The organism is Haladaptatus pallidirubidus (assembly GCF_020700235.1).
Classification (GTDB): Archaea; Halobacteriota; Halobacteria; order Halobacteriales; family Haladaptataceae; genus Haladaptatus; species Haladaptatus pallidirubidus.
This window is the reverse complement of the sequence record NZ_CP085301.1, coordinates 3259119-3277118: the sequence shown is the minus strand read 5'-3', so window position 1 is coordinate 3277118 and position 18000 is coordinate 3259119. Positions and strand designations below refer to the sequence as shown.

At 59.6% G+C, this 18000-nt stretch carries 19 protein-coding genes and 1 tRNA gene; 11 read left to right on the top strand and 9 right to left on the bottom strand.

Features of this window, described 5'->3' with window-relative positions:
* Positions 1–25 precede the first annotated feature (25 nt).
* Entirely contained in the window at positions 26–511 is a 486-nt protein-coding gene (locus tag LIX15_RS17620) for an Lrp/AsnC family transcriptional regulator (RefSeq protein WP_227774645.1), read from the bottom strand.
* A gap of 210 nt (positions 512–721) precedes the next feature.
* Between LIX15_RS17620 and LIX15_RS17615 the strand changes: the two genes are divergently transcribed.
* Positions 722–1663, top strand: a complete 942-nt coding sequence (locus tag LIX15_RS17615; RefSeq protein ID WP_486327105.1) for a DMT family transporter — start codon at positions 722–724, stop codon at positions 1661–1663.
* A 42-nt stretch (positions 1664–1705) separates the two neighbouring features.
* Positions 1706–4804: an FAD-binding and (Fe-S)-binding domain-containing protein gene (locus LIX15_RS17610; RefSeq protein ID WP_227774642.1), complete on the top strand. Its 3099-nt coding sequence runs from the start codon at positions 1706–1708 to the stop codon at positions 4802–4804.
* Between the two features lie 17 nt (positions 4805–4821).
* Here LIX15_RS17610 and LIX15_RS17605 read toward each other — a convergent pair whose 3' ends face one another.
* Positions 4822–5562 (bottom strand): SDR family oxidoreductase, encoded by a 741-nt coding sequence (locus LIX15_RS17605; RefSeq protein WP_227774640.1) that lies wholly within the window; start codon positions 5560–5562, stop codon positions 4822–4824.
* A gap of 121 nt (positions 5563–5683) precedes the next feature.
* Here LIX15_RS17605 and LIX15_RS17600 point away from each other — a divergent pair, with 121 nt between their 5' ends.
* From LIX15_RS17600 to queC, 6 genes are all read left to right on the top strand, one after another.
* A complete protein-coding gene (locus LIX15_RS17600; RefSeq protein WP_227774638.1) occupies positions 5684–6835 on the top strand; it encodes a metal-dependent hydrolase family protein in 1152 nt (383 codons plus the stop codon).
* A gap of 51 nt (positions 6836–6886) precedes the next feature.
* Positions 6887–8044, top strand: a complete 1158-nt coding sequence (locus LIX15_RS17595; protein ID WP_227774636.1) for a helix-turn-helix transcriptional regulator — start codon at positions 6887–6889, stop codon at positions 8042–8044.
* 129 nt (positions 8045–8173) lie between these two features.
* Positions 8174–8248: transfer RNA gene (locus tag LIX15_RS17590), tRNA-Glu, on the top strand.
* Positions 8249–8527: 279 nt separating this feature from the next.
* Complete coding sequence (locus tag LIX15_RS17585) at positions 8528–8965, top strand: 6-pyruvoyl trahydropterin synthase family protein (protein ID WP_227774634.1); 438 nt, start codon at positions 8528–8530, stop codon at positions 8963–8965.
* Positions 8966–8967: 2 nt separating this feature from the next.
* Positions 8968–9732 carry a 7-carboxy-7-deazaguanine synthase QueE gene (locus LIX15_RS17580; RefSeq protein WP_227774632.1) on the top strand — a complete coding sequence of 255 codons (765 nt, stop codon included), beginning with the start codon at positions 8968–8970 and terminating at the stop codon, positions 9730–9732.
* Between the two features lie 19 nt (positions 9733–9751).
* A complete protein-coding gene (queC, locus tag LIX15_RS17575; RefSeq protein WP_227774630.1) occupies positions 9752–10480 on the top strand; it encodes a 7-cyano-7-deazaguanine synthase QueC in 729 nt (242 codons plus the stop codon).
* A gap of 15 nt (positions 10481–10495) precedes the next feature.
* Here the strand turns inward: queC and LIX15_RS17570 are convergent, their stop codons facing one another.
* From LIX15_RS17570 to LIX15_RS17560, 3 genes are all read right to left on the bottom strand, one after another.
* The gene (locus LIX15_RS17570; RefSeq protein ID WP_227774629.1) at positions 10496–11470 is read right to left on the bottom strand and encodes a DMT family transporter; all 975 of its coding nucleotides are present in this window, start codon (positions 11468–11470) and stop codon (positions 10496–10498) included.
* Positions 11471–11543: 73 nt separating this feature from the next.
* Positions 11544–12230, bottom strand: coding sequence for a CPBP family glutamic-type intramembrane protease (locus tag LIX15_RS17565; RefSeq protein WP_227774627.1), 687 nt, complete (start codon positions 12228–12230; stop codon positions 11544–11546).
* Positions 12227–12517, bottom strand: a complete 291-nt coding sequence (locus tag LIX15_RS17560) for a DUF5789 family protein (protein WP_227774626.1) — start codon at positions 12515–12517, stop codon at positions 12227–12229. The genes LIX15_RS17565 and LIX15_RS17560 overlap by 4 nt, the downstream gene beginning before the upstream one ends.
* A gap of 446 nt (positions 12518–12963) precedes the next feature.
* On the opposite strand from LIX15_RS17560, the gene LIX15_RS17555 reads away from it, so the two are divergent.
* The gene (locus LIX15_RS17555; protein ID WP_227774625.1) at positions 12964–13806 is read left to right on the top strand and encodes a cell division protein CdpA domain-containing protein; all 843 of its coding nucleotides are present in this window, start codon (positions 12964–12966) and stop codon (positions 13804–13806) included.
* A 20-nt stretch (positions 13807–13826) separates the two neighbouring features.
* Here LIX15_RS17555 and LIX15_RS17550 read toward each other — a convergent pair whose 3' ends face one another.
* Positions 13827–14267, bottom strand: coding sequence for a hypothetical protein (locus tag LIX15_RS17550; protein ID WP_227774624.1), 441 nt, complete (start codon positions 14265–14267; stop codon positions 13827–13829).
* A gap of 7 nt (positions 14268–14274) precedes the next feature.
* Between LIX15_RS17550 and LIX15_RS33275 the strand changes: the two genes are divergently transcribed.
* On the top strand, positions 14275–14427 hold the full coding sequence (locus LIX15_RS33275; protein WP_227776927.1) for a helix-turn-helix domain-containing protein: 153 nt from the start codon (positions 14275–14277) through the stop codon (positions 14425–14427).
* Between the two features lie 70 nt (positions 14428–14497).
* Here LIX15_RS33275 and LIX15_RS17540 read toward each other — a convergent pair whose 3' ends face one another.
* The 3 genes from LIX15_RS17540 to LIX15_RS17530 are packed head-to-tail and all read right to left on the bottom strand — an operon-like array spanning position 14498 to position 17144.
* The gene (locus tag LIX15_RS17540) at positions 14498–14971 is read right to left on the bottom strand and encodes a Mut7-C RNAse domain-containing protein (RefSeq protein WP_227774623.1); all 474 of its coding nucleotides are present in this window, start codon (positions 14969–14971) and stop codon (positions 14498–14500) included.
* Positions 14971–16710, bottom strand: a complete 1740-nt coding sequence (locus LIX15_RS17535; protein ID WP_227774622.1) for a DNA polymerase/3'-5' exonuclease PolX — start codon at positions 16708–16710, stop codon at positions 14971–14973. The genes LIX15_RS17540 and LIX15_RS17535 overlap by 1 nt, the downstream gene beginning before the upstream one ends.
* On the bottom strand, positions 16707–17144 hold the full coding sequence (locus LIX15_RS17530; protein WP_227774621.1) for a DUF5788 family protein: 438 nt from the start codon (positions 17142–17144) through the stop codon (positions 16707–16709). The genes LIX15_RS17535 and LIX15_RS17530 overlap by 4 nt, the downstream gene beginning before the upstream one ends.
* A gap of 117 nt (positions 17145–17261) precedes the next feature.
* Between LIX15_RS17530 and LIX15_RS17525 the strand changes: the two genes are divergently transcribed.
* Entirely contained in the window at positions 17262–17951 is a 690-nt protein-coding gene (locus tag LIX15_RS17525; protein WP_227774619.1) for a class I SAM-dependent methyltransferase, read from the top strand.
* Positions 17952–18000 lie beyond the last annotated feature (49 nt).

Genomic DNA, 18000 nt, shown 5'->3' with positions numbered 1-18000 from the left:
CAACCCATCGTGAACGCTCTCGTTCTCACTCCTCGGCGAGTTCCTCGACCAGCGTGTCCAAACTGTAGCTCTGAAGGACGCGATGGGAATCCCGAAGCGTGGAAATGACGAACGTCGAGTTCGTCCGGTCTACCTCTTCGATGCTCTCGAAGTCGCTGATGAGTCGTTCGACCATCTCGCGCCCGGTGAGATGTGCGACGACGATGAAATCCGTCTCGCCCATGGTGAAGTAGGCCTGCGTAACGCCTTCGATGGCGAGAATCTTCTCGCCAAAATCGGCGTACGATCCGGTATAGTCGGCGAACACTTCGACGACGACTGTGACGCCGAGGCCGAACGCCTCCAAATCGATGTCGTAGAGGTCGTTTTCGATGACGCCCGCGTCCCTGAGGTTGTTCAACCGATAGTGGATGGTCGAAACCGGAATGCCGGTTTCCTCGTGGAGTTTTTCCGGGCTTCCGGTTTCCAAGTCCGAAATCGCCTTGAGCAGTGTAACGTCGCGCTCGTCCATTGCCCTGCATTGTCGGTGCCGACACTTAACATCTGGATTTTATCCGTGGGATTGTGGCTCACTGTCTTCCGCTGAATCCCACGAAATAGAAATTGAAGGGATATTGCTCCCAGATGAATTGTAGATATTGCCTGAGAATCAGTATCGAACTATAATGTTGTAGAAGGATTTAACAACCCCCTAACGAATAGAGTTGAATAGAAATACATGATTACGTCTAAAGTTGGTAGACTCCTACCACGAACCGAGGTATTATTCGTATTACTCGCCGGCTTCTGGGGCGCGTCGTTCGTCTCCATCGAAGTCGGCCTCCACCACTTCCCGCCGATTCTGTTCGCCGCGCTTCGATACGACGTGGCCGGTCTAGCGATTCTCGGCTACGCGATCGCGTCGACCGACCGCTGGAAACCACGGAGTAGAGCGGATATACTTTCGATTTTGGCCATCGGCGTGTTCATCATCGCGGGTCACCACGGGTTCCTCTATCTCGGCCAACAGCACGTCCCCGGCGCGCTCGCGTCGGTCATCATCAGTCTCACTCCCGTCCTGACCGCCGTCTTCGCCAGCGCGATGCTCGCCGACGAACACATCACTCCCCTCGGGATTCTCGGATTCGCCTTCGGAGTCGCGGGCGTCGCCATCGTCGCCGACCCGAACCCGGAGAACTTCCTCTCCGTCGGCGTCGTCGGAATCGCTCTCGTCTTCCTCGGCGGCGTCTCGTTCGCCCTCGGGTCGGTTCTCACCCAACCGCTCGAAACCGAACTCTCGCTCCCCGCGCTACAGGGTTGGGCGATGATTGTCGGTTCCGGACTACTCCACGTTCTGAGTAACGCGCGCGGCGAATCCCACACCGCAATCGACTGGTCGTTCCCTGCCATCGCTTCGCTGGTGTACTTGACCATCATCTCCGGCGTCGTCGCGTTCCTGCTCTACTTCCACCTGCTCGACGAAATCGGCCCGACAGAACTCAATCTCGTCGCCTATCTCGAACCCGTGGTCGCGACCGTCCTCACGTGGGCGCTGTTCGGCCAATTGGTCGCGACGACGACGCTCGTCGGTTTCGGCGCGATTTTCGCCGGATTCGCCCTGCTGAAACGCGACACGTTGTTCGCTGTCGTACGTTCGCTTTCGCCCACCGCGAGACAAGCCTGATTCCCCGCATCATTTTTCGCCCCGCTCTCCCTACGCTCCCGCATGGCAACACGCGACACGGGTGACGTGGACGACGCGAACGACCCGGCCCGCGACGACCGGTCGAACTACGACTACCACGACGAGACCGTGAAACGCCCCGGACTCGTTTCCGACCTCGAAGCACGGGTCGAGGGCGAAGTCCGCTTCGACGAATACTCTCGACAACTGTACGCGACGGACGCGAGCGCCTACGAAGTAACTCCTATTGGCGTCGTTTTCCCGACATCCACCGCCGACGTTTCCACGGTGATGTCCTATTGCGCGGAGCGCGAAATCCCCGTTCTGCCGCGCGGCGGCGGAACCAGTCTGGCCGGGCAGTCGGTCAACGAAGCCGTCGTGCTGGATTTCACCCGGCACATGGACGGGTTGCTCGATTTTGACCCCGAAAAGCGCACCGCTCGCGCCCAGCCCGGCATCGTCCTCGGCGAACTGAATCGAGCGCTTTCCGACCGCGAGTTGAAGTTCGCGCCCGACCCCGCGTGGGGCGACAAAAGCGCGCTCGGCGGGGCCATCGGGAACAATTCGACGGGTTCTCATTCGCTGAAATACGGCAAGACGGACGCCTACGTGGAGGAGTGCGAAGTTGTCCTCGCGGACGGAACCGTGACGCGATTCGGCGAACTCACGATGGCCGAACTGAGAGAGAAGGCGGATTTGGAGTCGCCTGGCGACTCCGAATCCGCGGGTGGAAGCGAGTTGGAATCGAAAGCCGAATCCAACCTCGAAGCGCGAATCTACGCCGAAATCCTGCGTCTCATCGAGGAGGAATCCGATGCGATTCGGGACGTGTTTCCGCAGTTAAAACGCAACGTTTCGGGCTACAATCTGGACAGATTGGTGGCGGAAAGCGGGGATGAGACGGTCAACGTCGCCAGACTGCTCGCGGGAAGCGAGGGAACGCTGGCGATAATCACGGAAGCGACCGTCAGCCTCGAACCGATTCCGGAAACGAAGTCGATGGCGCTTCTCACTTACGACAGCCTCATCGACGCGATGGGGGACGTGGCTCCGATTCTCGACCACGAACCGTCCGCGGTCGAAGTGCTGGACGACGTACTCATCTCGCTCGCCCGCGACACCGAGGAGTTCCGCGACGTGGTCGAGATGTTGCCCGAAGGTACCGACTCGGTTCTGCTCGTGGAGTTCTACGCGGAGGACGACGAGGACGGGCACGAAAAAGTGGCGAAACTACGCGACGACCGCGAAGGAAAAACCGCACTGTCGGCGATGGAAGCCCACGACAAAGCAGAACGCGCGCGATTTTGGAAGCTCCGAAAATCAGGCCTTCCGATTCTGCTCTCCCGAACGTCCGACGCGAAGCACATCTCGTTCATCGAGGACGCCGCGGTTCCGCCGGAAAACCTGCCAGAGTACGTCGAGGATTTCCAACGGGTATTGGAAGAGAACGACACCTTCGCCAGCTTTTACGCGCACGCCGGGCCAGGGTGTCTGCACATTCGACCCCTCATCAACACCAAAAGTCCGGCGGGGGTGAATCAGATGGAAGCCATCGCGGACGGCGTGACCGACCTCGTGGTCGAGTACGGCGGGAGCGTCTCGGGCGAACACGGCGACGGGCGCGCAAGAACCCAGTGGAACCGAAAGCTGTACGGCGACCACGTTTGGGGCGTCTTCCGTGATCTCAAATCCGCTTTCGACCCGGACTGGCTTCTCAACCCCGGACAGGTCTGTGGCGACGTGGATATGACCGAAAACCTCAGATTCTCGCCCGACTACGAGTTCGACTCGGGATTCGACCCGACCCTCAATTGGCAGAACGAGAACGGTTTTCAGGGGATGGTCGAACTCTGTCACGGCTGTGGCGGTTGTCGCGGCGGGCAGGAGACGACCGGCGGCGTGATGTGCCCGACCTACCGCGCGGCGGACGAGGAAATCACGAGCACGCGCGGACGGGCGAACATGCTCCGACAGGCTATGAGCGGCGATTTTTCGGAAGACGAGCAGTTCGACGCGGAGTTCATGCACGAGGTACTCGACCTCTGTATCGGTTGTAAAGGGTGTGCTCGCGACTGTCCCTCGGGCGTCGATATGGCGAAGCTCAAGGCCGAGGTCGAACACGAACACCACGAACGGCACGGCGCGAGCATCCGCGACCGAATCTTTGCGAACATCGACCAGCTTTCGGCGCTCGGAAGCAAATTCGCCCCGGTTTCGAACTGGGCGACGAACCTCCCCGGTTCCCGTTTTCTCGCCGAGAAAGTCCTCGGAATCGCCCGCGAGCGAAGCCTGCCGAAATTCCACCAGGAGAGCCTCGAAGATTGGTTCGAGAGCCGCGGTGGTGCGCACGTCTCCGAGCAGGACGCGACGCGTCGCGTCCTGCTCTTTCCGGACACCTACACGAACTACAACCATCCCGACGCCGGAAAGGCCGCAGTCAAGGTACTGGAATCCGCGGGCGTCCACGTTCGGATTCCAGACGACGTGACGGCGAGCGGCCGACCGGCTCATTCCAAGGGCTTCCTCGATAGAGCACGCGAGCGAGCCGAGACGAACGTCTCGGTGCTCGCGCCCTTCGTAAGAGACGGGTGGGACGTCGTCGTCGTCGAACCGTCCGACGCCGTGATGTTTCAGTCGGATTACCTCGATTTGCTCCCCGCGAGCGAGGCATCCGGCTCGTCTAGCGGCCAGTACACCGAACCGCGCACCGCCGACCCGGAGGCTGGCGGCCTCCGAACCGAAGCCGAGCGACTCGCCGCGAACGCGTACGGAATTTGCGAGTATCTCGGCCGGTTCGATTTCGAGCTGTCCCTCGCCGGAAACGGATCGCTAACCTACCACGGCCACTGTCACCAGAAGGCGACGAAAAAAGACCATCACGCGGTCGGCGTCCTTCGCAGAGCGGGGTACGACGTTGACGCCCTCGATTCGGGCTGCTGTGGCATGGCGGGCAGTTTCGGTTACGAAGCCGAACACTACTCGATGAGCAAGGCGGTGGGTTCCATCCTGTTCGACCAAGTCGAAGGAAGCGACGGAACCGAAGTCGTCGCGCCCGGCGCGTCCTGTCGAACGCAACTCAGCGACTCGCAGGGTTCGGAACCGCCGCACCCGATCGAGAAGGTGGCCGACGCGCTTCGGTGATTAGTACCCGGAACGCATCAAAAACTGGCGAACTTGTCCCGGCGATACACGTCGAGTTCGCTGACGGTCGAATGTTCCATCTTCGCCGCGAAGGCGATGGCGTCCGCGACTTCTTCCGGTTCCGTCACCTCACCCTCGGCGAATCGCTCTTCGAACGATTCGCCGTACGCGGAGCCGAACTCGGTGCGCACTTCTGACGGATTGACCACTGTGACCGCCACGTCGTCGTCCCCAACCTGCCCTTCGAGGCTGTGTGCGAACCCGCGAACCCACCACTTCGTCGCGGCGTAGACTGGATTGAACGGACGCGGATACTGCCCCGCAAAACTGCCAACGAAGATAAGATTACCACCCGATTCGCGGAGGTGGGAAAGTGCGGCTCTCGTCGCGAAAAAGACGCCGTCCACGTTCGTCTCCTGCATCGTTCGGAATTCCTCGGTCGAGAGGTCGTCCACCCGTTCGCCGCGTGCGAGTCCGGCGTTGTTCACGAGAATGTCCAGACCGCCGAACTCGGATACCGTTTTTTCGACCATCGACGCCACTGCGTCTTCGTCGCGCACGTTCGCGGGACAGACGCGCGTTTCGGCGTCGTGTTCCGATTCGAGGGTTTTCGCAATCTCGTTCAACCGTTCTTCGCGCCGCGCCGAGAGCGCAACGCGCGCTCCGTCTCGTGCGAGAGCGTGGGCAGTGGCCCGCCCGATACCCGAACTCGCACCCGTTATCAGCGCGCTCTTTCCGGAGAGTGGTGTCTCTGTCATACCTTCCGTTCTCCGCCGGAGGGGTTCGTTCTTTCCCCGTCGTTATCGATTACCACCGATTTCGTCGTTCTCACTGCCGCGACCCGGACAGTTTTCTTGGAAGCGAGTAACATGGTGCGTAATGCTCGTACTCCGCGGTGCGGATGTGGTGGATGCAAACGGACTCAGGGAAGCCGACGTGGCAATCGAAGACGGAACAATCGTCTCCGTGGGGGACGCACCCGACGCCGACGAGGAAATCGACGTGAGTGGGAAGTTCGTCGCGCCGGGTCTCATCGACGCACACGTTCATCTGATGATGGACGGACGGCCGGACGTGACCTCTACCGTGGACGAGAACGAAACCATGCTCGCCTACCGCGCGGCCGCAAACCTCAGGTCGGCGCTCGAAGCGGGCGTTACGGCTGTTCGCGATCTCGGCGCGCCGAGATCGCTCGCAATCGACGCAGGTGACGCGGTCGATGAAGGCGTCATCGATGGCCCGCGAGTGGTCGCCTGCGGCGAAAACATCGTAATGACCGGCGGACACGGCCATTGGTTCGGGCGCGAAGCGGACGGCGCTGTCGAGGTCACGAAAGCGGTCAGGGAACAGCTCAAACGCGGTGCGGACGTTATCAAATGTATGGCGACCGGAGGCGTCCTCACGGACGGCGCGATTACCGGGGCACCCGAACTGAGCGAGGACGAACTGACCGCACTCGTCGAGGCTGCGAGTGCGAAACACGTTCCGACGGCGGCCCACGCCCACGGAACCGAAGGTATCAAAAACGCCGTCCGTGCCGGTATTTCGAGCGTCGAACACGGAACCTTCATGGATAGGGAGGCGGCGGAACTCATGGCCGAAAAGGGGACTTACTGGGTGCCGACCGTCAAAGCATCGGACGGCATATTGACCGAAGGGGTCGAAGCAGGGATCCCCGAGTATGCCGTCGAGAAAGGCGAAGAAGCCGCAAACGCGATGGGAGACGCGTTCGAGTACACGCTCGACGCGGACGTGAAAATCGCGATGGGAACGGACGCCGGGACGCCGTTCAATTTCCACGGCGACATTCCCGAAGAACTGGAGCTAATGGTCGAATACGGGCTGACGCCGAAACATGCACTGGAAGCCGCGACGGTCAACGCCGCAGACCTACTCGGCCTGTCGGACGTCGGGCTGGTAGAAGCGGGCTACAGGGCAGACCTCGTCGTGCTTGACGCCGACCCCCGGGAAAACGTGAAAACATGGCAAATGCCAACACGTGTCATGACACGTGGGAACATTGTTCGCTGACGCGCGCACGTCACAAGGTCTTTTATATCCGGGCATGGACGAATAAGGTACATGAGACGGCTCCTGGCTGTCGGCCTCATCACGGTGCTCCTCATCGGGTCGCTTCCCGCACTCGGGGCGACTCAGAGCGATGCCCCGACGACTCCGCAGACGATTACCACCTCCCAGGAGTTCGACGATGTCGAGTTTCACATTCTGGTCTACGACAACGGGTCTGCTCAGTGGACGTTTCGGTACGAACGAACCTTAGCAAACGAGCAGGAACGAACCCAGTTCCAAGAGTTTGCACGAGAGTTCAACAACTCACAAACGGACCTCTATACGGACTTTCAGAAAAACGCCGTCGAATTGACTGACACGGGTGGAAACGCAACCGGGCGGGTGATGAAGGCCGAAAACTTCTCGAAAAATGCCTACATTGGCGGTCTGAATAAGAATCGCGGCGTGGTCGAAATGTCGTTCAAATGGAGTTCCTTCGCCGCGCAGGATTCCGGTGCCATCGTTATCGGCGACGTGTTCAAAGGCGGTCTCTATCTCGGGGAGAACCAATCGCTCGTCGTGGAATCGGAAGAGGGAATGGCATTCGAATCTGCGAAACCGGTAGAGTCGCGCGATATGACGCACGAAACGCTCGCGGAAAGCGACACCGTCTCGTGGAACGGACCGTACGAGTTCAACGACCAACGACCGATGGTGTCGTTCAACTCCGTCCAAGAAACGACGACAGTCACGGGGACGACAGCTCCGGGAGCCGGTGGCCCGCCGGGAAGTGGTGGCGAAGAACCGAACGCACAATCGCCGATGATGCTGTTCATCGCCGCCGTCGTCCTCCTCATCGGGTTGGCCGCAGTATTCGCGTGGCGACAGGGTGGTTTCGGTTCGCTTTCGTCCACACAGAGCACTCCCCGCGGTGGGGGTGGTACGACGACACCCGAATCGAGCACCGGCGGTGCCGCCAAACCGGCGGTTAGCGACGAGGAGCTGCTGACTGACGAGGCGCGCGTGAAGAAGCTGCTCCGGGAAAACGGCGGACGGATGAAGCAGGTGAACATCGTGGAGGAAACCGGCTGGTCGAAATCCAAGGTGAGCATGCTCCTCTCCGAGATGGAAGACGAGGGCGAAATCAGCAAACTCCGCGTCGGCAGAGAAAACATCATCAGCCTGGACGGTCACGAACCGGACGCCGCCGGGTCGCCGCTCGACCGCTAACGATCTATCTTTTTCGCTGGCAGGTTATGCTTCGAGTCACGCTTGTTCGCGGTGCAGAATATGCCATTCCGGGTCACAGTGTCACCAAAACGCAACTGTTAAACAGTCCGTGCGATTATCCAAAAATGCGCTCCGTTGGTGTAGTCCGGCCAATCATCTTGCCCTCTCACGGCAAGGACCAGGGTTCGAATCCCTGACGGAGCATTTTCCGAGTGTAACGAGGAAAAGCGGACGCTCTGGGACTTTCGTAGAGCTACCAATTCTCTCATAAACTTGCACTTGCAACCACAACGAACAGCCTCTTTGCAACTAATCTCTACTCCATGCTGTCGATACTGACCCCCATCCGCTCGGTGCTTCGCTCGATAATCAACGTCGTCATCGCAATCATCACGCTTCCGCTCCGAATTCTGCGCCGATTGCTGTAGTCACTCGCCAGCTTCGAGTGACACAGCTTAAGTATTCTCCTGATAATCTCCGAATATGCCCGAGCCTGTACTGGAATCATCTCCAGAACGAACCCTCCACATCGGAGGCGACCGTCCGATTCGAATCAGCACCGGCCATCGATTGCTCCATCACGACGGAAAATGTAGCCGACCGCACGGTCACAACTACGAAATCGAAGTAACCGTCACCGGCGAACTCACCGAAGAAGGGTGGGTCGTGGATAAAGGAACGATTACGTCGATAATATTGGAGTGGGATCATCGATTCCTGTTGGAAGCGGACGACCCGCTCATTGACGCCTTCGAGGAGAGCGGTGATTCGGATGCCGTCGTCGTATTCGACTCCCCGCCGACGGCCGAGGTTATGAGTTTGGAACTCGAACGCCGACTCCGCGAGGAACTCCCGGACACCGTCACCGATGTCGGTGTGGTGGTGGGTGAAACCGCGGAACTCTGCGGCGGCCCGGTGTAATCATGCCGGTGAACGCCGATGCGGGAACGGGTACGACTACCCAAGGCCACTCGCTTCCCATCAACGAACTGTTTTACTCGCTTCAGGGCGAGGGAAAGCTGGCGGGCGTACCAAGCGTTTTCATCCGAACGAGTGGGTGCAACCTACGTTGTTGGTTCTGTGATTCCTATCACACGTCGTGGGAACCGACGCACGCGCAGATGACGATTGCCGAAATCATGGAGGAAGTCGAATCCTACGACGCGAATCACGTCGTCGTCACGGGCGGCGAACCGTTGGTTCACGACGAAACGAGTCTTCTGCTCGACCGCCTCTCCGACGCGGGCTATCACACGACGGTCGAAACGAACGGAACGCTGTTCAGCGAGACGGCTGTCGATTTGGCGAGTATCAGTCCGAAACTTGCGTCCTCGACGCCGACTGCGGAACGCGACCCGAAAGGCGACGGCGAGTGGGCCGAGCGCCACGAAGAGCGGCGAATCGACACCGACACGCTCGCGGCGTTCGCGGACGCCTACGAGATGCAACTGAAGTTCGTCGTCACGGACGAATCGGATTTGATAGAAATCGAAGAACTGGTTTCGAAAATCCGCGACGCCGCCGATGCTCCCGTCCGCGATAGCGACGTCCTCCTGATGCCAGAGGGTGCGACCCGCGAGCGATTGGACGAAAATCGCGAACGAGTTGCGGAACTGGCGATGGAGTACGACTACCGGTACACGCCGCGACTGCACGTCGGCCTGTGGAACGACGCCCCCGGAACCTGATTTCCGATTGGAAACCACCATGACACAACATACGAAGACCGACGCCGACAACAGCACCGCCGAACCGACTGCAAAACGCGCCGTGATTCTGGCCTCCGGCGGAATGGATAGCGCGACTGCGGCTTACGAAGCGCGCGAACGAGGATACGAACCCTACTTCATGCACACGTCCTACGGCCAGCTAACCGAGGGAAAGGAGTTCGACTGCGCGAAAAAGCAAGCGAAGGAACTCGGCGTCGAGTTCCTCCACGTGGAAACGAGTCATCTCGCCACCATTGGCGGGTCGAGTCTCACCGACGACGAAATGAGCGTCGAGGACGCGGATTTGGACAGCGAGGAGGTACCGGACACCTACGTCCCGTTCCGCAACGCCAATCTGCTCTCGATGGCGGTTTCCTGTGCCGAAGCGAACGATTGCGACGCCGTCTTCATCGGCGCGCACAGCGAGGATTTTTCCGGATATCCGGACTGTCGCCCGGCGTTCTTCGAGTCGTTTCAGCAAGTGGTGAACGTCGGAACGAAAGACGACACGACCATCGACCTCGTCGCGCCGTTCGTCGAGTGGAACAAAACCGGCATCGCGGAACGAGGAACCGAAATCGGCGTTCCGTACGAATATACGTGGAGTTGCTACCGCGATGAGGAACCCGCCTGTGGCACCTGTGATGCCTGTGCGTTCCGGCTGCAGGCGTTCCAGAACATTGGCGTACGTGACCCGATAGAGTACGAAGAACGACCGGAGTACTGATACGGGCGTCTGCGTTCAGTCCGGCTTTTCCACTGATTCGGCGGTTTCGCGTTTTACCTTTCGCTCGTTCGTCTCTCCGGTCTCGTCCGTCGCAGTCGCCGTGACGTAAATTCCGCCGAGGACGACGATTCCGCCGAGAACCGTCGCGCTTCCCGGAACCTGTCCGAGAACGAAAAGCGCGAGCAGGGTACTTCCGAGAGGTTCGCCGAGGAGCGAGACACTGACGACGCTTGATTCGACGTACTTCAACGCCCAGTTGATGACCGTGTGGCCGAAGATACCCGGCCCGATGGCCATCCCGAGAAACAGAAGCCATTCCGCTGGCGGATAGGCGGTAAGCGCAATCGTCGCATCGCTCGCCAGCGCGACGCCGAACAGAACGGCGGTACAGACGCTGTAAACGACCGTTACGTATGGAACGAGGGATATACGTTGGCGGAGCGACCGCCCAGCCAGGACGTATCCCGCCGCGGCGATTGCGCCGACGACTGCCAGCGCGTTGCCGTACAGTGGATTTTCCCCGCCGACCGCGGCACCCGAAAGCACATCCGCGACGGACATCCCGACCATTCCCACCAGCGCGATACCGATTCCGACGACCGTCCGCCGGGTGACGCGCTCGTCCAGCAGCGCCCACGCGCCGAAGGCGACGAACAGCGGTTGTGACTGCACGAGCGTTACCGACGCCGCGATGGTCGTCCACTCTAAACTCTCGAACCACGTCACGAAATGGGCCGCGAGCGCGCCACCGGTGACGATAGCGATGCAAAAGTCCCGAACCGAGAACGCTTTGAGGTCGTCCCGATAGCGCGTGACCGCGAGCGGAGCGAGCAGGAGCGTCGTGAACAGCACTCGATACAACGCCTTGATGATACTGGCCGCACTGCTGAGTTCGATGAGAATCGCACTCGTACTTACGGCGACGATTGCGACGGCGAGCGCGGCCATCGGAGGGACTTCGTTTTCGACCCGCTCGGCCAGATGTACCATTACTCGTCATTCAGTGGTTCCGGCATCCGATTTAAACTTCCGGGTGGGAGCAGTGGGTTCGTATTTCGCTCTTTTAGAGCGGAATCGGAAGCCACGACAACCAGTTGAGCACCGTTTCCGGTCGAATCAGCGGATCGTGCAACACCAACCAGTCGAGCAGAATCAGCCCGAGTCCGTGCGCCACGACCGATGGAAGGAGCGAATTACAGTCGTAATCCGCCGCGCCGAACAGCACGTCGGTCGGTCCCGAAAGGATGAGTTCTATCGGCGGTTTGCCGAGGTGGTGAAACGCGTAGACGATCGGGCTGATGAACACGCTCTTGAATCCGATCTTTCGAACGCCGACGCAGAGCAGCCCCCGGTAGTACGTTTCGGCGGCGAGAACGACGATGAACTGTTTTACCGCGTGGGGAACGAAACTCCCGAAGGCGGGCGTCGCACCCCACATCGGATAGTAGGCTCGAATCGACGGAAGCGACGACCCGACGACGTAAAACGGAATCACGAACGCCGCGAGAATCACGCTGTTTCGAATCGCCCGGCGGTCGATTCGATAGCCGAGGCGTCGCCCGTGAGTTACTGCGAGTACGCCGGGGATGACGATGAACAGCGTCACGTCGCGGACGAGTCGGGCGTTCAGGCTATCGCTCGGAATCTCCCACCACGACCACGCGACGGTGAGCAGTGCTCCGACGAGGAGCGATAGCTGTACCCACGTCAGTCCGAGCGTTCGCTCTTCTGCCGCCCGAACGATGCTCACGAACCGTCCGCAGTCGGAATCGGGCCGGTGCCGATGGCGTCTCGGACGTTCGCCGTGAACTCGTGTTCGGTCTGGAAGTACGTCTCGTCAACGTCCTCCAGCACGTCGGTGAGCGTCCGCGGGCCGTCCGGCGTTCGAATCGTCTCGTCGCCTTCCTTTCGGACGACTTCGCTTTTCTGAATGGGCCAGTGCAATCGGGAGGAGATACGCGCGACCGGGATTCCTTCGACGGGTTCGCGGTCTCCGAGTTCGACGGCGGGACTCTCGTCCTCGTTGTCGTCAGCCATACCGAGGCGTTTGACAGCACGGGGATTATGCTTTTCGACACGACCTTTTACGACGGTGGGGGGCAGGGCCAGCGCAATTCGCGCTGGCCCTGCCTGGCTCACTGTAAAAGCTCGACCAAAAGCACCGTCAGAGGCACGCTCTGACGAGCCATTCGTTCGCTTCGCTCGCGGAAGGTATGTTGGCCCTTAGCGGTTGTGAATATTCGATACTCCTGCGGTTGTGTCGATTGCTGAGTTCTGGCAATTGTATCAATGACGAAACTTCGGTAGTTGGTCGGCCTGCCGATTCCCGGTCGTTGTCGCGGTTTGTTCAAAACAGTTCGAAAATTTGATTTATTTCGACCCCCTCTACTGACCCTGTTTTTCATCTTTTTTTCCCGAAATGATACAAAAGCCGACAAACGTCTGACGCAGTAGTTTTGTAGCAGGGGTTCAATGACGGACACATGACAAGCCTCGGGGAAACATACCAAGGGCGCGACGGGGTCAAAAAGCGCCCGCGACGCCTCTACCTCGGCGTCGGTCTCTTCCTCGCCGGGTCACTGCTCGTCATCGTCGGTATTCTCGCCGCGACGACAACGACGTTCGCGGGGGCCGGAGTGGGGCAGTACGAGTCCTACAAAATCGCGGGAATCACGGCTGGATTGGGTATCCCTGCGGTGTTCGTCGGCATCTTCACAGTTCTTCCGGCCACGAGCAAACAGGTTCGCGCGGCCGTCGCAATCGGGTCGAGTATCTCGATTCTCGGTGTTGCGATGTTCTGGTACGCGTACCCCGCCCACTGGCGGGGATTCGGACAAAACCTCACCCTCCCCGTCGTCGCGGTGTACTTCGTCGGCCTCATCGCGACGTTCTGCTGCCTGTTCGTCGCCGTCGTGAACTTCAAGACGCGCAACGACCCCGGCGGAACCGTGACGATGGAAGTGACGCGCACGGGTGAGACGAAAATCGTGGAAGTCGAGCGTCAACGCGGATTCGGAAGCGTCGGCATCTTCGGCGACCCGTCGGAGGAGAATATCGACGCTGTGAGCGACGGCGGCGCGACGGCCGACGACATCTCGTCACCGATGGATTCTGGGCAGGGGACGAACGGCGCGACGAAAAGCACAACGACAACGGTAACGGCCCCGAACACAGCAACCGCAGCGAATCCGACCGACGCCTACTGCGGTAACTGCACCCACTTCGATTACGTCCACACCGACAGCGGAATGACGCCGTACTGCGGCCTCCACGACCGGCGAATGGCCGATATGGACGCCTGCGAGCGGTGGCAGTCGAACCGCTGAGTCGTCGTGTGTGCAGAATATCAGTTGTTCGCAGTCGCTAAGTACTGATATAAACCGTGATACATCCATACGATAGTGAACGGGATAACGGAACTATTCTTGAGAAAAAACGCGATAACGGTTCGCAACGATTCGGTATCCGTTTGTATGCCGAGATTTCTCACAGCCATCTGTACGCTTTGATCCTCGGCAATCAGTGCGATTCCTGCATTGGCAAGAAAAACGAAGACGGCGTACACGACGATGGTTAGCACTACCTCAACCCAATTTCGTTTACAAGCGTTCCAAACCGACTGGAATGCCGTTTCGCGTTCTTCATCCGACAGCGACATCACCCGATTTATTTGCTCGACACCACCGGCGAGACTTCCACCGCCGATAACGAGGAGAAAAATCGCAAGTCGCGCACCGTCCTCTGACCCGACACACCTCCTTACTAATCGCCAGCAATAGGTAGTCACAGAGGCTATCAAGCATGGCTACTACGACACACCACGCGAGTGTTCGCTCACCGAACTAGCAACGTCTCTCGATGTTACGAAAGGCAGTCTAAGCCGGGTTCTGCATCGTGCCGAAGGACGGATAATCAAGCAGTTTATGGCTTCACCGAGTCAAGAGTGAAACCGGATCTTCTATTTAAACCGTCTCATCCTGCCACATAAACCGGTACGAAACCACACCGCAGATCAACCTACCGCTTCAAGTCGGAAAGCGTTCGTTCAACCGATTCCCAGTGGCTTCCCTTCCAAAACCGTTTTCCGCAGTCCTCGCACCGCCAAATACGTTTTCCGTCGGGTGCGTGGTCGGGCGATTTACCCCTCTCCGGAACCAACGTTCCGTTACACGAAGAACACCGAGCGGGGTCGGAAAGCGACAGGTCGAATCCGCGAGCGTCCAATTCCCGCAGTTGGTCGGTCGGGTCGAGCGAGGTGAGCAAAACCCCGTTTTCCGCACGCTCCGAAAGCTGTTCGTCTCGCGTGATGAGCGTTCTATCCTCCTCCTGACTTTGCTTCAGAATCTCGTCGTCGTCCTCGATTCCCCTATCTCGCGCGGAGGCAGCGTCGTAGCCGCACATCCGGAGGTAGGTCGTGAGCTTCCCGAGCATCACGTCGAGAAAGAGCGTCGGGCGCGTCGAGTGCGAAGAGGGCGACCGATCTGCGTTCATCAGTGACAAAAGTCGCGGACTTCTTCCGCATCCCACGTGTTCAACACATCTCTCGGTTCAGCCCATCCACGCCGGGCGGTGTGGACGCCGTACCGAACATTGCGATACTCACCGGGACTGTGTGCGTCCGTGTCGATGACGATGGTCGCACCCTCCTCGACTGCGACCTGTACCGCGCCGCTCCACAAATCGAGCCGACTCGGACTGCTGTTGATTTCGAGCGCGACGTCGTTGTCAATCGCAGCTCTTGCCACCTCGCGCACGTCGAAATCGAGGCCGGGTCGCTGGTTGATGAGTCGCCCGCTGGGGTGGCCCAAAATATCGACGCTCGGATGTTCGATGGCCCGAATCAAGCGGTCGGTTGCATCGCCGTCGAGACCGCTGTGTGGGGAGGCCACGACGACGTCCAATTCGGCCAGTACGTCGTCTGCAACGCTGACTCCACCGTCTCCTTCGATGTTCGCCTCCACTCCAGCGAACACGTCGATTGGTGCGTCCTCCGCGACGTTCCGGATTTCGTCCATCTGCTCGCGGAGTTCGTCGTCGTCCAGTCCGACGCCGCCGACCATTCCCGGCCCGGTGGCGTGGTCGGAGATAGAGATGTAATCGTGGCCGAACTCAACGGCACCTTCGACCATCCCTTCGATTGTGTTGTTTCCGTCCGACCACTCCGTGTGCAGGTGAAGGTCTCCGCGAATCTCGCCTTCTTCGATGAGGACGGGAAGTTCCCCGGCGAGCGCGACGTCGATTTCGCCGTTGTCCTCGCGCATTTCGGGCGCAATCAGCGGGAGCCCGAGGGCTTCGTACATGCTCTCTTCAGTTTCCCCCGCGACTTTCTCGCCGACGCGCTGGCCCGCGTCGGGGTCGTCCACGTCGGAGACGTCGAACACGCCGTACTCGTTTACCTTCAAATCGCGTTCGATGGCGTGATTTCGCAGGGTGATGTTGTGGTTCTTGCTTCCGGTAAAGTACTGAAGCGCGCTGCCGAATTCCTCGGGAACCACGACCCGGAGGTCAATTCGCATGTCCGAGACGCGAATCGCGGCTTTATCGGTTCCCGCCTCGATGACTTCCGTCGCCCGCTCCCAATCGGCGAAGGCGTCCACGACGGCCTGCTTGTCCTCGCTTTCGGCCAACACGTCCACGTCGCCGATGGTTTCACACCAACGACGGATGGAGCCGCCGAGTTCGCAGCGACCGACGCTCGGCACGTCGGAGACGAACGTGAGCACCTGTTCGCCGACCGGTCGCGCATTTCCAAGCAGTTCCCGGCCTCGTACCGTGCGGGCGAACTCGATGCCGTCGGTGATGTTTTCCTCCGTCTTCGGGCCGAATCCCTTGATTTCCCGAATTTCTCCGGCGCGGGCGGCTTCCTCCAAATCGTCCAACGTTCGCACCCCGAGTTCTTCGTACAGCGTGCCGACCGTTTTCGGGCCGACGCCCTCCACGCGCGTCAGTTCGGCCATCCGAACCGGAAGTTTCGCGCGTTCCTCTTCCAGTTCCTCGATTTTGCCCGTTTCGAAATACTCGATGACTTTCCCGGCGATGGAGTCGCCGACTTGCGGAATTTCTCCGACGGCGTCCGGGCCGTCCTCGGCCAACTCCTCGATGGCTTCCGGATGGTCTCGAATGTTGTCGGCGGCGCGGCGATACGACTGTGGTTTGTATTGAACGTCCTGAGCGTCGAGCAAGTCCGCGTACTCCTCGAACAAATCGGCGATTTCGGCGTTTCGACTCATAATTGTGATCGTTTATTGGCGTCTTTTTTACCCAGTGCTTTCTGGAGGAACGACATCCACCGTTTTTGGTCGGCGGCCTCCTTCGTTCGCTCTTCGGCTTCGAGGTTCGCCGCCCCGAGGTTTTCCAGCGCGTTCAGCGCCCGATCGATTCCGATGATGCTATCGACCAAGATTTCGCCTTCCTCGCGGGAGATGTCACCCTCTTCGAGTCGTTGTTTTCGCTGGAGTCGCTCGCGTCGCAGATTCGTCTTCGCCTGTTCCACCCGGTCGCGCTCCCCCGGTGGAATCGTCTCCCGCCGCTTGATTTCGAAGACGAACTCGCGCAGGTCGATGTCCCGTCCCTGCACGGTGATTTCCTCCGGAATGGACGCCCCGACGGTGGCACCCTCGCGCTCGACGCGTTCCAGTAACCCTTTGCGCTCGTACTCTTTCACGCCCGATACTCGTCGTTCCGGGAGCAAAAACCTCCTGCCCTATGCGCCGGATGAATAAACATCACCCCGGGAATGAGGCTTGAAAAAGCATTAACCCCTCGGACCACAATAGCGGGCATGAAGAAACCCGGAGAGGTATTTGAGGATTCTCGCGTTTACGACCCCGGTATCGAAGCTATCGTTCCGCGGTACGACGAGCTTCACGACGCGATTTTGAACGCACCGCCGCAGGGACGTGACGCCGATATTCACGTCCTCGAACTCGGTGCGGGAACCGGCGAACTCACTGCCAAACTGCTCACGCGTTTCCCCGAAAGTAGCGTTCTCGCGGTCGATCACAGCGAACGGATGCTCGCCGAAGCCGAGCGCAAACTGGAGACGTTCGGCGACCGCGTCCGAATCGAGCAAGGAACCTTTCCGGACGACTATCCCCAGGCGAGCAGTGAGTTCGACCTCGTCATCTCCTCGCTCGCGGTTCACCACCTCACATCCGAAGAAAAACGAGCCCTGTTCGGAAGCATTCACGAGGCGCTCGTCCCCGGCGGTTGGTTTTTCAACGGCGACGTGGTTCGGTTCGACGCCGATCATCTGGAGACGCTCTCGGACGCGATGATAAAGAACTGGGTTCGCTCGAAAGGGTGGGAAGAAGAGGAGTTCATGAACCGCTGGCAAGCCAGCGACGACTTCGACGACCCCGACACGCTGACCGACCAGCTCGTTTGGCTCCGCGACGCCGGATTCGACTCCGTCACCTCCATCTGGCAGTACTACAACTTCGCCGTCTACGGCGGGCGGAAACAGGAATAGATTGCCGAAAACCCGATTTACTGGCCACAAATCACTTTTAGCTGAACCG

What these genes read in the sequence shown, in the direction of transcription:
- LIX15_RS17620 (WP_227774645.1), bottom strand. Translation starts at nt 511, where the DNA reads ATGGACGAGCGCGACGTTACACTGCTCAAGGCGATTTCGGACTTGGAA.
- LIX15_RS17610 (WP_227774642.1), top strand. Translation starts at nt 1,706, where the DNA reads ATGGCAACACGCGACACGGGTGACGTGGACGACGCGAACGACCCGGCC.
- LIX15_RS17605 (WP_227774640.1), bottom strand. Translation starts at nt 5,562, where the DNA reads ATGACAGAGACACCACTCTCCGGAAAGAGCGCGCTGATAACGGGTGCG.
- LIX15_RS17600 (WP_227774638.1), top strand. Translation starts at nt 5,684, where the DNA reads ATGCTCGTACTCCGCGGTGCGGATGTGGTGGATGCAAACGGACTCAGG.
- LIX15_RS17595 (WP_227774636.1), top strand. Translation starts at nt 6,887, where the DNA reads ATGAGACGGCTCCTGGCTGTCGGCCTCATCACGGTGCTCCTCATCGGG.
- LIX15_RS17585 (WP_227774634.1), top strand. Translation starts at nt 8,528, where the DNA reads ATGCCCGAGCCTGTACTGGAATCATCTCCAGAACGAACCCTCCACATC.
- LIX15_RS17580 (WP_227774632.1), top strand. Translation starts at nt 8,968, where the DNA reads ATGCCGGTGAACGCCGATGCGGGAACGGGTACGACTACCCAAGGCCAC.
- queC (WP_227774630.1), top strand. Translation starts at nt 9,752, where the DNA reads ATGACACAACATACGAAGACCGACGCCGACAACAGCACCGCCGAACCG.
- LIX15_RS17570 (WP_227774629.1), bottom strand. Translation starts at nt 11,470, where the DNA reads ATGGTACATCTGGCCGAGCGGGTCGAAAACGAAGTCCCTCCGATGGCC.
- LIX15_RS17560 (WP_227774626.1), bottom strand. Translation starts at nt 12,517, where the DNA reads ATGGCTGACGACAACGAGGACGAGAGTCCCGCCGTCGAACTCGGAGAC.
- LIX15_RS17555 (WP_227774625.1), top strand. Translation starts at nt 12,964, where the DNA reads ATGACAAGCCTCGGGGAAACATACCAAGGGCGCGACGGGGTCAAAAAG.
- LIX15_RS17540 (WP_227774623.1), bottom strand. Translation starts at nt 14,971, where the DNA reads ATGAACGCAGATCGGTCGCCCTCTTCGCACTCGACGCGCCCGACGCTC.
- LIX15_RS17535 (WP_227774622.1), bottom strand. Translation starts at nt 16,710, where the DNA reads ATGAGTCGAAACGCCGAAATCGCCGATTTGTTCGAGGAGTACGCGGAC.
- LIX15_RS17525 (WP_227774619.1), top strand. Translation starts at nt 17,262, where the DNA reads ATGAAGAAACCCGGAGAGGTATTTGAGGATTCTCGCGTTTACGACCCC.